At 64.3% G+C, this 12,324-nt stretch carries 12 protein-coding genes and 1 riboswitch; of the genes, 6 read left to right on the forward strand and 6 right to left on the reverse strand.

From position 1 onward, the window contains the following. The first annotated feature begins 45 nt into the window (after nt 1-45). The 4 genes from U0042_RS25510 (at nt 46) to bamC (ending at nt 2,887) form a co-directional block, all read left to right on the forward strand. On the forward strand, nt 46-384 hold the full coding sequence (locus U0042_RS25510) for a nucleotide pyrophosphohydrolase (RefSeq protein WP_114814298.1): 339 nt from the start codon (nt 46-48) through the stop codon (nt 382-384). 133 nt (nt 385-517) lie between these two features. Continuing rightward, nucleotides 518-1,081 (forward strand): hypothetical protein, encoded by a 564-nt coding sequence (locus U0042_RS25515; RefSeq protein WP_114814297.1) that lies wholly within the window; start codon nt 518-520, stop codon nt 1,079-1,081. A 183-nt stretch (nt 1,082-1,264) separates the two neighbouring features. Beyond that, the gene (locus U0042_RS25520; protein ID WP_232833540.1) at nt 1,265-1,453 is read left to right on the forward strand and encodes a hypothetical protein; all 189 of its coding nucleotides are present in this window, start codon (nt 1,265-1,267) and stop codon (nt 1,451-1,453) included. Between the two features lie 213 nt (nt 1,454-1,666). After that, nucleotides 1,667-2,887: an outer membrane protein assembly factor BamC gene (gene bamC, locus U0042_RS25525; protein ID WP_114814295.1), complete on the forward strand. Its 1,221-nt coding sequence runs from the start codon at nt 1,667-1,669 to the stop codon at nt 2,885-2,887. Nucleotides 2,888-3,474: 587 nt separating this feature from the next. Here bamC and U0042_RS25530 read toward each other — a convergent pair. Continuing rightward, nucleotides 3,475-4,230: an NBR1-Ig-like domain-containing protein gene (locus tag U0042_RS25530; RefSeq protein ID WP_232833539.1), complete on the reverse strand. Its 756-nt coding sequence runs from the start codon at nt 4,228-4,230 to the stop codon at nt 3,475-3,477. A gap of 180 nt (nt 4,231-4,410) precedes the next feature. On the opposite strand from U0042_RS25530, the gene U0042_RS25535 reads away from it, so the two are divergent. Both U0042_RS25535 and U0042_RS25540 read left to right on the forward strand, forming a co-directional pair. Next, the gene (locus U0042_RS25535; protein ID WP_232833538.1) at nt 4,411-5,169 is read left to right on the forward strand and encodes a 2OG-Fe(II) oxygenase family protein; all 759 of its coding nucleotides are present in this window, start codon (nt 4,411-4,413) and stop codon (nt 5,167-5,169) included. Between the two features lie 10 nt (nt 5,170-5,179). Further along, on the forward strand, nt 5,180-5,812 hold the full coding sequence (locus U0042_RS25540) for a LysE/ArgO family amino acid transporter (protein WP_232833537.1): 633 nt from the start codon (nt 5,180-5,182) through the stop codon (nt 5,810-5,812). 104 nt (nt 5,813-5,916) lie between these two features. Here U0042_RS25540 and U0042_RS25545 read toward each other — a convergent pair whose 3' ends face one another. The 5 genes from U0042_RS25545 to thiC all read right to left on the reverse strand — a co-directional run bounded on the left by U0042_RS25545 (nt 5,917) and on the right by thiC (nt 12,108). Continuing rightward, complete coding sequence (locus tag U0042_RS25545) at nt 5,917-6,879, reverse strand: DMT family transporter (RefSeq protein WP_114814294.1); 963 nt, start codon at nt 6,877-6,879, stop codon at nt 5,917-5,919. Nucleotides 6,880-7,042: 163 nt separating this feature from the next. Then, nucleotides 7,043-8,641, reverse strand: a complete 1,599-nt coding sequence (locus tag U0042_RS25550) for an L-lactate permease (RefSeq protein ID WP_114814293.1) — start codon at nt 8,639-8,641, stop codon at nt 7,043-7,045. Between the two features lie 212 nt (nt 8,642-8,853). After that, the gene (locus U0042_RS25555) at nt 8,854-9,288 is read right to left on the reverse strand and encodes a hypothetical protein (protein ID WP_114814292.1); all 435 of its coding nucleotides are present in this window, start codon (nt 9,286-9,288) and stop codon (nt 8,854-8,856) included. Nucleotides 9,289-9,631: 343 nt separating this feature from the next. Beyond that, complete coding sequence (locus U0042_RS25560; protein ID WP_114814291.1) at nt 9,632-9,856, reverse strand: glycine zipper 2TM domain-containing protein; 225 nt, start codon at nt 9,854-9,856, stop codon at nt 9,632-9,634. Between the two features lie 290 nt (nt 9,857-10,146). Further along, a complete protein-coding gene (gene thiC / locus U0042_RS25565; protein WP_114814290.1) occupies nt 10,147-12,108 on the reverse strand; it encodes a phosphomethylpyrimidine synthase ThiC in 1,962 nt (653 codons plus the stop codon). Between the two features lie 92 nt (nt 12,109-12,200). Beyond that, nucleotides 12,201-12,318, reverse strand: a riboswitch (TPP riboswitch). Between the last annotated feature and the right edge of the window lie 6 nt (nt 12,319-12,324).

Consider the following 12,324-nt stretch of genomic DNA (forward strand, 5'->3'; position numbering starts at 1 on the left):
CGTCGCGTGCCCGGAGGCGCGCAGCGGCCACTGAAGGAGAACGGCATGAAGTTGATCGACATCGACGGGTTGCAGCGCACGGCGCTCGCATTTGCCGAGGCGCGCGGCTGGCGCAGGTTTCACAACCCCAAGAATCTGGCGATGGCGCTTTCCGTCGAGGTGGCGGAACTCGTCGAGATCTTTCAATGGAAGACGCCGGAAGCGTCCGCCGCGGTGATGGAGAGCGACGAGCGCGAGCACGTCGAGCAGGAACTGGCGGACATCGCCATCTATCTGTCCGAACTCGCGAGCGTGCTGGACGTGGATCTCGATGCCGCCGTGCGGGCCAAGCTGGAACTCAACGCTCGCAAGTATCCGGCCGCGGGCGGCGCGAGCGGCGCTTGATACCGACGCGCATGGATTCGGGGCGAGGCGGCCTTCGCCTCGACTGTCCCGACGCACACGAAGCCTTGCCCATGCGGGCGCGGCGCGCGATGTCCCGTCGGCTACAATTGCGGCTCCCTGAAACGGAACAGCAATGAAAATTCGCACTCTCTGCGTCGCCGGCCTCGCAACCGCTGTCACGCTCACGGCCGGATGCGTCGCGCTCTACACGAACCCGGGTCAATGTGAAGCGGTCATGCGCGAGCGGCTTGCCGAGACGTCGCTGGGCGCGATGTCGGTGACGCATACGTCCGTGGCGTATCGCGGCTCGCGCGTGGTCGTGGAAGGCGAGTTGCCGCGGCCGGCGTCGGCGTCGGTGGCCGCGTCGGCGCCGATGGTCGCGTCTGGGGCCGAGTCGGGAGCCGAGTCCGCGGAGGAGAGCGACGAGTCGGACGCAGGTGCTTCGGCTGCGAGGGCGGCAGCCGGACGGGTGTCGGCTGCGTCGGACGTAACGCGCGCATCGTCGGCGACAGGCGCGGCAAGCGCACCTGAGGCCGCCAGTGCGCCGACCTCGGGGCTCAAAGCGTGGTTCGCGAGCTTTAAGCACAAGCCGGGCAAACCCATCGCCGCGGAGTGCACGTTCAACGAGTCGGGGCTTGCGTCGTTCCGCTGGCTCGCGCCGCCCGAACTCGCGAAGACCACGGCGGACGAAGACTGACGGGCTGGCCACTGCCCGCTGCATCGAGCCATCGACCATTGCGCCGCGCGTGCCGGCGGGGCGCACCTGCCTCACCGCCCACGCCTGCCTGCCCCTCGCCAACCCCGGTGCTACGATCGTTTCGTTGCGACGAGGGAGGGTGACATGGACGGCTATGTGACACACCAGATCGAAGGCGCATCGGTGGACATCGACGTGGTGCCTGCCAAACCGCGCGGATTCTGCGCGCGCTTCCGGATCTTTCGCGACGCGACAGACGCGACCGCGTGGCATCAGGTGCATGTTTCGGGCAGCGTGTTCGAGACGGCGCAGGCGGCCGAGGAGGCTGCCTTGTCGATGGCGCTCGAGCAGGTTCTTGCGCGTGGTTCGTAAGCGGGCGTGAGGGCGTCGCGGCGTTTGAGTTGCGACGCCTGGCTTGCGCGCAGCACGTCGCATCGGCAAGGCGCCGCGCTATCGCGCCCGTGCCTGCCACCTCAGGCGAAACGTCAGCCGTAGCCGGTTTTTGCCATTCGTCGTTGCGGACCGGTAGAATGGCAGGTTGATCCACGGATAGAGGCCGTGGTGTAGCCGAAGGATTACCCGAACATGACTGATTTCTATCAACGTCTTGCCACACGGACGGCCGCTCTGTTGATGGCAGGCGGGCTGGTCGCCGGCTGCAGCTCGCCGACGCCGGGTGCTATCGATTACCGCAGCGACACGAGGGCCAAGCAATCCACGCTGGCCGTGCCGCCCAACATGCTGGAGGAGACTGCCGACCAGCGCTCGCTGCCCCCGCAAGGCGGCGCAACCACGCTCTCGCAACTGGAGCAGGTTCAAAAGGCGGCGCCGCAATCCGGCACCGTTGCCGTCGTACCGGCCGTCTCGGGCATGCATCTGCAGCGCGACGGCACCGAAAGCTGGCTCGTCGTGGACAGCAAGTCGCCCGACCAGCTTTGGCCGCAGATCCGCCGCTTCTGGCAGGAGCAGGGCTTCCTGCTCGTGGTCGATCAGCGCGATAAGCGCGTGATGGAGACGGACTGGAACGAAACCCATCCGCAGATCAACGAAGGGTTCATCCGCAACACGCTCTCGAAGGCCATGGGCAATTCGTACGTGGCCGCGGAGCGCAACAAGTACCGCACGCGTCTCGAACAGGCGCCGGACGGCGGCACTTACGTCTTCATCAGCCAGAAGGGTTTGCATGAAGCGCTCTCCGGCCCGAACAACGAGACCAGCAAGTGGGTCGAGAGGCCCAACGATCCCGGCCTCGAAGTGGAGTATCTGAAGCGGCTCATGGCGTCGCTGCAACTCGCCGACTCGCGTTCGGCCTCGGGCGACACGCAGGGCACGCCCATCGCGACGCAGGCGCCTGCGTCGGGCGCGGCGAAGTCCGCTGCGGCCGCAACGGCGGCGCAGAACGCCGCGCTTGCCGCGCAACAACCGTTGCCGGAGGAGTTGAGCAAGGCGACGTCGGCGCAATACACTGCGACGGAACTCACGCTGGGCGAGCCGTATGACCGTGCGTGGCTGCGCGTGGGTCTTGCGCTCGACCGCAGCAACTTCACCGTCGACGACCGCGACCGCAATCGCGGCCTGTACTTCATCCGCTACGTCGATCCGAAGGACATGAGTTCGGCCGAGCAGGGCTTCTGGAGCCAGGTGTTCCATGGCCGCAAGGAGAAGGTCGCCAAGCAGTACCGCGTCAACGTGCGGGCCGTGACCGAGAACCAGACGCGCGTGGCCGTGGTGGACGACAAGGGCAACGTGGACACGTCCGCGCCGGCCCGGCAGATCATGAGCCTCGTGGTCGATCAGTTGCACTGATCGAAGATATCCGTCGAAGTAGTCGTCCGGCGCTTGCGCCGGACGCGCTGAAGAAGACCGCAAACCCGCCTTGCTTTCGCAGGCGGGTTTTTTTTGTGTCCGCGTTTTCGTTCTGGACCGGGCGGCGAGAGAACCAACGCCTGCCGTGTAACGTGACGTTACCCCGTAACGTGTCCGCGACGCCCGCCGTCGCGTTTGTCGCCGTCACACCTTTTGCAGCCGCTCATTCGCTTCGCAATCAATCACTTGGCGGCCAATCCCGGACGCGTTTTTCCGCTGGCATACAAGCTGCTTTTCAGAGCGCGCAAGCGTTTTGCGCCCCCGCGCAGCCTTGTGCCTGATGTCGTTACACGAGAGCAGTCGCATCGACGTGCGAGCGCATGCGCGTAAGCGCGCCACGAATCGACACCGTCGCGCGTCCCGGCCCGCGAACCGGCGCGCGTTGCCCGACGACGACTTCCGCGAAGCACCTGGAGCGCTTTCGCGCGAGGTCTCGATGGCCCCGTCGCCTATCCTCGTAGGGCGACGGTTTTGCCCGCACTCCGATGGAGTGCGGGCTATTTTTTGTCTGCGGGCCGAGTCGTCGCCTACCGAGCCATGACGGTGACGACCACGTGCAGGATGAACGACGGTCCATAACAGGGCTGTCCGTCGCTGTCCTCGATGCGCCAGATCGACGCGACCGTGCAGCTTTCCCTGGGTGCGGCAAAGTCGACGGCGAGGCGCACCGGCTGTCCCGGATGGGTATCGGGAATCGCAATCTCACGATGCAGGCTCGACAAGTGCGCATCGAGCACTATCTCCAGCTCGGTCTTGTGCGGCGTACGCCGCGCCATGACGTACTCACCATCGACCCGCACGAGGCGCCTGCCCGACCAGAGGCGTTTGCCCACGTTCTGAATCTCCCACACTTTCTGGAACACTTCGCCAGGCAAGACAACGGCGTGGTCCGGAGTGGTGACGTCAGCATTAAAAACGGCGACATCCTGTGGGTCGTGCACGCCCGTCGCCCGATTGGTAGGGGCTACCGGTGCTCCTTTCGTTGGTGCGCCCCCCAGGTCGGCGTAGTAGCGGAACAGTAGCAGCGGCGACACTTCAATGGCCTTCGCAAGTTTCACCAGCGTCCGGACGGACGGATCTTGCGCAGCCCCGCCTGCGAGTCCGTAAAGATACGTTCTCGACAAGCCCGCCTGCCTCGCAATGGCGGTCATCGATTTGCCAAGTTCCCGACCTCGGCGGGCGATCAATGCGCGAAGCGTCTCCTGCTTTTGTCGCACGTGCTTCTCCTGCAATAGCGTGCAGCTCGGTGGGTTGTTCGCCAAAAAGGACACTTTGCTTGCCACGGTAAACCACTGCATCCCCAGAATACAAGCGCAAGACGACTGTCCGGGCCAACGGGCGCCAATCGAATATCGACGTAATAGTTGGCCCGTAACTCAATTCGACGTGAATTGGAGGCTGTAATGCGAGGCATTCTGAACTGCGCGGAGAGTATCGCTCGAACGGGCTTTGGAACGATGTCAATGACGCCGACGATGATGGAGAGCTATGCCTTACTGATCGATGGCTTTTCCGCAATTACCGATGAGACTAAACGAAGTTACTGCTTCGTCGACGAGACCGACGGCTTCCTCCCTTTTGGTTCGGAGTACGCCCATACGAAGGCCAACCCCGATCTTTGCGAGCGCTTTTGCTACTGGCACGCGCATAGCGCCAAACGTCAGTTGCATCCCTTCAGCCAAACGCGCTATTTAAGCGCTGCTATAGCCTATGAGCGTGAGATCTGCGGTCTGGCTCAGCGTCTTATCGACGGAGTTTGTCAGGAATTCAACGCTCCATCATTCCCGCCCATCCGTGACAGTTCCTACCTCCAGCTGTGTGTTTATGGCTCTTCGCATCCAGGCAGTGAGCGCCAATTCGCGCAAGACCCCCATGAAGACGGTCATCTGCTGACGTTCATTCGGCCAACGCTGGATGGGCTTGTCATCTTGCGGGGTAGATCGCTGGAGCCCGTTCGCCTGCTTGAAAACGAGCTGGCTGTGTTGTCTGGTTCGCTGCTAACCCAGTTGTCGGATTGTGCGATTCCCGCGACCTACCATGCGGTTCTGAACCCCGCTCGGCCACGCAAACGGAGTTCGCTCATTTACTTTGCGAATCCCGATGGCACGCAAGAATTCGTCGGCTTTCGCCGGAGGCAGCGAGTCGATTTGTTCCGCGCGATGAACGACCGCCACACAGGCTTCGGCAACAAGCCGATCTTCCAGCAACCGGAGCTGGCTTGACCTGCACACAATGAACGGTTCGCCGCCATCGCTGTTTCTTGAGGGGTTTCTGCTAGGTGCCGCCCTGTTCTCTGCGCCCGGACCGAAAGACACCCTGGTTATTCGCCAGGGTGTCAGTGGCGGTGCTATCTGGGGCATCGTTATCGTATGCGTCGTCGCCGACGCTCTTCTGATCATCGTGGGCGCTGCCGGTGTCGGCACGCTACTCGACCATCACCCTCGCATCGTGTCGTTCATTCTGTTTGCCGGAGCAGCGTATCTCGCGTGGTTCGGCGGGCAGCGCTTCGTCGCATGCGTCGAGAACAAGTCCATGCCGAACATGGGCAACGGCGCAATATGCGCCCATCGTGGTGTGCTGCGCACGGCCGTTGCCCTCAGCTTCGCCAACCCGTATGCATGGCTGGATACCGTGATTCTCATCGGCTCCACGGGAGCAGCCAAGCCGGAAGGACAGCGAGTCTCGTTCTTGATCGGCACCATCGCCGCATCGAGTATCTGGTTCACGCTCCTCGCCGCCAGTAGCCGCAAGCTTTCGGGACTCTTCAGGTATCCGGTGGCGTGGCGCTGGCTTGACGGGATCATTGCGCTACTGATGGCATACCTTACCGTCGGGTTACTGCACGATTCCGCGCGTCTCTTCTAGTACCGAGTGTGAGTGACCGACGGCCGCTGATCGCTTGGGCAGCAGGCATGTTCAGCGCCCTGGCGGTTTGAGGCAAGCGCTTTCGACCGTGGCCGCGGCGTACCTCACCCGCGCGTTTCCCCCCGGCACGGCGCGGACGGTTCACGTCGCTGCAGCCCCGGCATGCGTCGGATCGCGCCGGTGGCGAGGGCCGTGCCCGCCAGAATCACGCCGCAGCCTGCGAGCATGCCCGCGGATACGTGCTCATCCAGAAAGAGCGCGCCCCACAGAATGCCGAACACCGGAATGACGAACGTGACGGTCATCGCGCGTGCCGGCCCAGCCGTCGCAATCAGATGGAAGTACATGACGTACGCGATGCCCGTGCACGCGACGCCGAGCGCGATCACGGCGCCCCATGCGTCGAGCGGAATCGGTGCCGAGGGCCATGACGCGATGGCCGGCGGCACAAGCAGAACGGTGGCGCCCGTCATCGTGCCTGCGGCGACGGTGAGGGCGTCCACGCCGGTCAGATACTTCTTCGTATAGTTGGCCGCGATGCCGTAGAGCAACGTCGCGCCGAGCGCCGCTGCTGCGGCAAGCGTCGTGGCGAACGGCGAAGCGGCCGATGCCGCCGCGCCTGCATGCGGCGTCGCGATCTGATCCCAGACAAGCATGAGCACGCCCACGAAACCCAGCGCCATGCCGACGCTGCGCAGCGCGCCGAGCCGGTCCTTGAGCCACACAAACGCGACGAGCGCTCCCCACAGCGGCGTGGTTGCGTTGATGACGGACGTCACTCCGGCCGACAGCGTGAACTCCGCATACGAGAGGAGGCAGAACGGCGCCGCCGAATTGAGCACGCCGACCACGACGAGCGGCAGGGCGCGCTCGCGCAGCGTGGCGACGGCGTCGCGCGCGGGACGTCGCGCGAACAGCACAACGAGAAGGAACAGCGCGCCGATCCCCACGCGCACGGCAACGAGCGGCGCCACGCCGAAGCCGGTCACGCCGACGCGAATGAACAGGAAGGAGGCGCCCCACAATGCGGCGAGAATGACGAGCTGGAAGACGTTCTTGATATTCATGAGGGGTGCGCCGCGCACGGTTGAGTCACGACGTGCGACGCATGGTATCACCGGGCATGCGGCCGACGTTTCAGCCCGCGATGAAACAGCAAGATTGCGGGCGGCGCTTTAGCGCGAACGTCCTTCACTGCTCGTCGCGGCGCAGCCCGATATCGTGATCGGATCAGTGCGGAATCATCCCTGGCAGAACGTACTGCTGAATCCACACGAGAATGCCGAGCAGGATGGTGAGCAGGATCGAATGCTTGAACGTCTTCGCGAAGACGTGGCCTTCCTGGCCCTTGAGATGGGTGGTGGCCACGCCCGTCGAGATGTTTTGCGGCGAGATCATCTTGCCCATCACGCCGCCCGACGAATTGGTCGCCGCCATCAGCACGGGATGCAGGTCGAGCTGGCGCGCGGCCACCACCTGCAGATTGCCGAAGAGCGCGTTGCCCGAGGTATCGCTGCCCGAGAGGAACACCGCCACCCAGCCGAGGAACGCGGAGACGAGCGGAAAGAACGCCCCCACCGACGCCACGCCGAGACCGAGCGTGTAGTTGAGTCCCGAGTAGTTCATGAGATACGCGAGCCCCACGATCGTGGCCACCGTCAAGATGGCGATGCGCGTCTGGACCCAGGTATCGACGATGGCGCAGCCGAACTCGCGCGGCTTCAGTCCCACGACGAATGCCGTGATGATCGCGGCCACCAGAATGGCCGTGCCCGTGGCGAGCGGCTGGAAGTCCCACACCGCGCCATACGGTGCGTTGTAGAGCGTGATGTAGACCGCCTTGTCGAGGCCGGGCCACGGAATCTTGACGTCGCCGATCGCGAAGATCTTCGCAACGGTCCACACGATCACCACAGCCGACACGATGAGCCACGGGTACCAGCCCGCCATGCCGCTGATGTCGCCGCGCACTTCTTTCTCGCGGTCGACGTTGATGGCGAACTGCGGATCCGGCAACGGCTTCCACACGCGCACGAACGCGATCGTGAGGATCAGCGAAACGAGCGAGGAGAGCACGTCGGTCAAGCTATAGCTGATGTAGTTCGACGTGACGAACTGCGTGAGCGCGAACGAAAAACCCGAAACCAGCAGCACGGGCCACACGCGCAGCATGTTGCGAAAGCCCGCATAGACCGCGATCACGTAGAACGGCAGCAGCAGCGCAAAAAACGGCAACTGGCGGCCGACCATCTTGCCGAGCGTGTCGGCGGGCAGGTGGGTGACCGCACCCAGCACCGTGATCGGCACACCGAGTGCGCCGAACGCGACGGGCGCGGTGTTGAAGATGAGCGTGAACGTAAGCGCTTCGAGCGTCGGGAAGCCGAGCAGGATCAGCAGCGAACTCGTGATCGCGACCGGCGTGCCGAAGCCCGAAATGCCTTCGAACAGCGCGCCGAACGAGAAGCCCACCACGACGAGTACGACGCGCCGGTCGTTCGGCATGTTGTCGAGCAGCCACATGCGGAACGCCGCGAAACGTCCCGAGCGCTGCGCGATGTTGTAGAGCAGGATCGCGGCGAAGACGATCCACATGACCGGCCAGATCGCGAACACGGCGCCGGCTGCGACGGCATTGAACGCGAGGCCGACGGGAAACCGCCAGCCGAAGATGGCGACGACAAGCCCCACGACGAGCCCGGCGAGCGACGCCTGCCACGCGGGCCGCCGCGCCCAGCCGAGCAGCACGAGCACGACGACGATGGGAAGCGCGGCGACGATGAACGACGGCAACAGCGCGTTGCCGATAGGGGTGAGCAGTTGATGAAACATCCACGTCTCCTTCGTTGTTGTTCGAATCGTCGCGAGCACGGGGGACCGTGTGCGATGGAACTGAAGCAGGACGGGTGGCAGGCCGCCACTTGCGCCCCGTGCAGCGTGTGCAGACGTCTTTTAAGGCGGTGTTTCAATAGCCATACGCAGCATAGGAGACGGACGTGCTGCGTCAAGCAGGGAAACTACGGGAGGCTTCGCGCGAGGCCGCGTCAATGATGACGACCACCGTGGCCGCCGTGCCAGCCGCCGCCATGCCAGTAACCGAAGCTGAACGATACCGACGGCCCCCATCCGTACCAGCCCCACGGGTAAGGGTAGTAAGCCGGATAAGCAGGCCACGCCGGATAAACCGGCACGGGCGCGACCACGACAGGTGGCGGCGCGTAAAGCGGAGCGGGATATTCCGTGTCGGGCGGTGGAGCACTCTGCGCCGACGCTGCCGGCGCCGCAGAAGAGGGTGCGCGGGAGGAAGAGGCGGACGAGGCCGCAGACGGTGCGAGCGGCACCTCGCGTTGCGTGGCTACGGTCGGCACCGGCGGCGCGTAGTAGTACGCGGGGTAGTACGGGTAATAGTAGTAGCACCCGGACAGCGCGAGCAGTGCGCCGGCGCTGGCAAGGCGGGCCGTAGCGGGGAACAGCTTCATGTTGAGGCGCTCCTTCTCGATGCTTCTCGCCGCTTGATGTCAGGACGATGGCGCTGCCGCTGGTCGACGCGGTCTGCGAGGCCGGGCCTGCTACGCGCGGCGCATAGGTGAACGTGTGTCGTGCCGTGTGTCGAACAGATCGAGCATACGCCGCCGTGCACGCGTCGCCTATCGCAACGCCTTGGCGCCCTGTTTCACATCATTTCAGCTGCGCCGTCCCCAATAAAAACGCGGCGCACCCCGTGTTCGGGTGTGCGCCGCGCGAATCTCCCTGATGGGTGCTGCCGCCGACGATCGTTGTGCTATTCGCCTCTAATCCTGCCGGGCGCTTCCGCGTCTTGCGTTACTTGCCTACCTGATTGCCGATGATGCCGCCCACCGCCGCGCCGCCCAGCGTCGAAAGCGCATTGCCGCCGATCGCTGCGCCCGCCACGCCGCCTACACCTGCGCCGATGGCCGTATCGCGCTGTCGTGTCGTCATGTTGTCGCAAGCCGAGAGGGTCGCGGCGAGCGCTACCACTGCTGCCAGCACACCCAGCCGTGCACCCGGATGCCGAGCCGCTTTCATGATCGCTACTCCTTCTTGTAGAAGATTCGGTGCCGGCGGCAGGGCCGCCCCGGCACTTGATGAAACGATCTTATCGACGAGGGCCGTATCAGGGTGTGTACGCTTGTCAGCAGATTGTCGGATCGGTAAATAAATGTTTCGGGCGGTGGCGATACAGCGTTGTTTCGCTGCATCGCACACCGCCCGAATCGAGCTGCACGTGAGATGGGCGCCGCCCTCGCTTCGCGCCGCGCTGCGAAGCGCAAGCTCAGCGCGAACGTACCCGCTGCGCAGCCTTGCCGACGCTTACGTCATTGCCGCTGGTAGATTTCCGCGCCTTGCTTGACGAACTCCACAGCCTTCACTTCCATGCCTTTCTTCAGCGCTTCGTCGTCGCTCAGCCCTTCTTTTGCGGCGTATTCGCGTACGTCCTGCGTGATCTTCATCGAGCAGAAGTGCGGGCCGCACATGGAGCAGAAGTGCGCGACCTTCGCCGAGTCCTTCGGCAGCGTCTCGTCGTGGAACTGGCGTGCCTTGTCCGGGTCGAGGCCCAGGTTGAACTGGTCTTCCCAGCGAAACTCGAAGCGCGCCTTCGACAGCGCGTTGTCTCGCACCTGCGCGCCGGGGTGCCCCTTCGCGAGATCCGCCGCGTGCGCCGCGAGCTTGTACGTGATGATGCCTTCCTTGACGTCGTTCTTGTCGGGCAGGCCGAGGTGTTCCTTCGGCGTCACGTAGCAGAGCATCGCCGTGCCGAACCAGCCGATCATCGCTGCGCCAATGCCCGACGTGATGTGGTCGTAACCCGGCGCGATGTCGGTGGTGAGCGGTCCGAGCGTGTAGAACGGCGCCTCGTCGCACCAGTCGAGCTGCAGGTCCATGTTCTCCTTGATGAGCTGCATGGGCACGTGGCCCGGGCCCTCGATCATGGTCTGCACGTCATGCTTCCACGCGATCTGCGTGAGTTCGCCGAGCGTCTTGAGTTCGGCCAGCTGTGCTTCGTCGTTGGCGTCGTAGATGGAGCCGGGACGCAGCCCGTCGCCCAGCGAGAAGCTCACGTCGTACGCCTTCATGATTTCGCAGATCTCTTCGAAGTGCTCGTACAGGAAGCTTTCGCGATGATGCGCGAGACACCACTTGGCCATGATCGAGCCGCCGCGCGACACGATGCCGGTCATGCGCTTGGCTGTCATCGGCACGTAAGGCAGGCGCACGCCGGCGTGGATCGTGAAGTAGTCCACGCCTTGCTCGGCCTGCTCGATCAGCGTGTCGCGGAAAATTTCCCACGTCAGCTCTTCAGCTTTGCCGTGCACCTTTTCGAGTGCCTGATAGATGGGCACCGTGCCGATGGGCACCGGGCTGTTGCGAATGATCCATTCGCGCGTTTCATGAATGTGCTTGCCGGTCGAGAGATCCATGACCGTGTCGCCGCCCCAGCGGATGGCCCACGTCATCTTGTCCACTTCCTCGCCGATCGACGACGTCACCGCCGAGTTGCCGATGTTCGCGTTGATCTTCACGAGAAAGTTGCGGCCGATGATCATCGGCTCCGTTTCCGGGTGATTGATGTTCGCCGGAATGATGGCGCGGCCGCGCGCCACTTCTTCGCGCACGAAGTCGGGCGTGATCTCCTTCGGCGCGTTGGCGCCGAACGCCGTGGCGCCGAACGCCGTGGCGCCGAACGCCGTGGCGCCGAACGCTTGGCCCGGATGCTGGCGGCCCATCATCGCGGCCAGCTTCTCGCCGTTCGGGCCGCTCGCGCGCAGGCTCTCCAGATATTCGGCGCGGCGCTGGTTCTCGCGGATCGCGATGTATTCCATTTCCGGCGTGACGATGCCCTGGCGCGCGTAGTGCATCTGCGTGACGTTGCGGCCCGCTTTCGCGCGGCGCGGCGTGCGATGCAGGCCGGGAAAGCGCAATTCGGCCGTGGCGGCGTCGGCGGCGCGCTCGCGACCGTAGGCGCTCGAGAGGCCCGGCAGCGCTTCGGTGTCGCCGCGTGCCTCGATCCAGCGCTGGCGCAGCGCAGGCAGACCGGCGCGAATGTCGATGCGCGCTTCGGGGTCGGTGTAGGGACCGGAGGTGTCGTAGACGTAGACGGGCGGATTCTTCTCGCCGCCGAACGCGGTCGGCGTATCGGCCTGGGTGATTTCGCGCATCGGCACGCGGATGTCGGGTTGCGAGCCGGTCACGTAGACCTTGCGCGAGTTCGGCAGCGGTTCGACGGCGGCGGCGTCCACACGCGCGTCAGCGGAAAGGAATTTTGGATTGGCGTTCATGCATCTCTCCTGATGTGGGTTCGCTACGCAGGAGACGAAATGAACGTGGACGGATTTCGCGAGAAGAGGTGGCCCGAAAGCCGATGAAACCGAGGCGAAACCCGGACGCTTCCCTGCGCTGGCATTATCCAGATCAGGTTCAAAGGGTATTTCTCACCCGCAGCAGGCATCGCCGAAGCGATGCCCGACGCAGGACCCCCGCGCAAGCAGCCGTCA

Source organism: Paraburkholderia kururiensis, from assembly GCF_034424375.1.
Classification (GTDB): Bacteria; Pseudomonadota; Gammaproteobacteria; order Burkholderiales; family Burkholderiaceae; genus Paraburkholderia; species Paraburkholderia kururiensis_A.

Bases quoted from the DNA above. Each gene is read 5' to 3' on its own strand.
- U0042_RS25535 (WP_232833538.1), top strand. From the start codon at position 4,411: ATGACGCCGACGATGATGGAGAGCTATGCCTTACTGATCGATGGCTTT.
- bamC (WP_114814295.1), top strand. From the start codon at position 1,667: ATGACTGATTTCTATCAACGTCTTGCCACACGGACGGCCGCTCTGTTG.
- U0042_RS25555 (WP_114814292.1), bottom strand. From the start codon at position 9,288: ATGAAGCTGTTCCCCGCTACGGCCCGCCTTGCCAGCGCCGGCGCACTG.
- U0042_RS25545 (WP_114814294.1), bottom strand. From the start codon at position 6,879: ATGAATATCAAGAACGTCTTCCAGCTCGTCATTCTCGCCGCATTGTGG.
- thiC (WP_114814290.1), bottom strand. From the start codon at position 12,108: ATGAACGCCAATCCAAAATTCCTTTCCGCTGACGCGCGTGTGGACGCC.
- U0042_RS25550 (WP_114814293.1), bottom strand. From the start codon at position 8,641: ATGTTTCATCAACTGCTCACCCCTATCGGCAACGCGCTGTTGCCGTCG.
- U0042_RS25515 (WP_114814297.1), top strand. From the start codon at position 518: ATGAAAATTCGCACTCTCTGCGTCGCCGGCCTCGCAACCGCTGTCACG.
- U0042_RS25560 (WP_114814291.1), bottom strand. From the start codon at position 9,856: ATGAAAGCGGCTCGGCATCCGGGTGCACGGCTGGGTGTGCTGGCAGCA.
- U0042_RS25510 (WP_114814298.1), top strand. From the start codon at position 46: ATGAAGTTGATCGACATCGACGGGTTGCAGCGCACGGCGCTCGCATTT.
- U0042_RS25540 (WP_232833537.1), top strand. From the start codon at position 5,180: ATGAACGGTTCGCCGCCATCGCTGTTTCTTGAGGGGTTTCTGCTAGGT.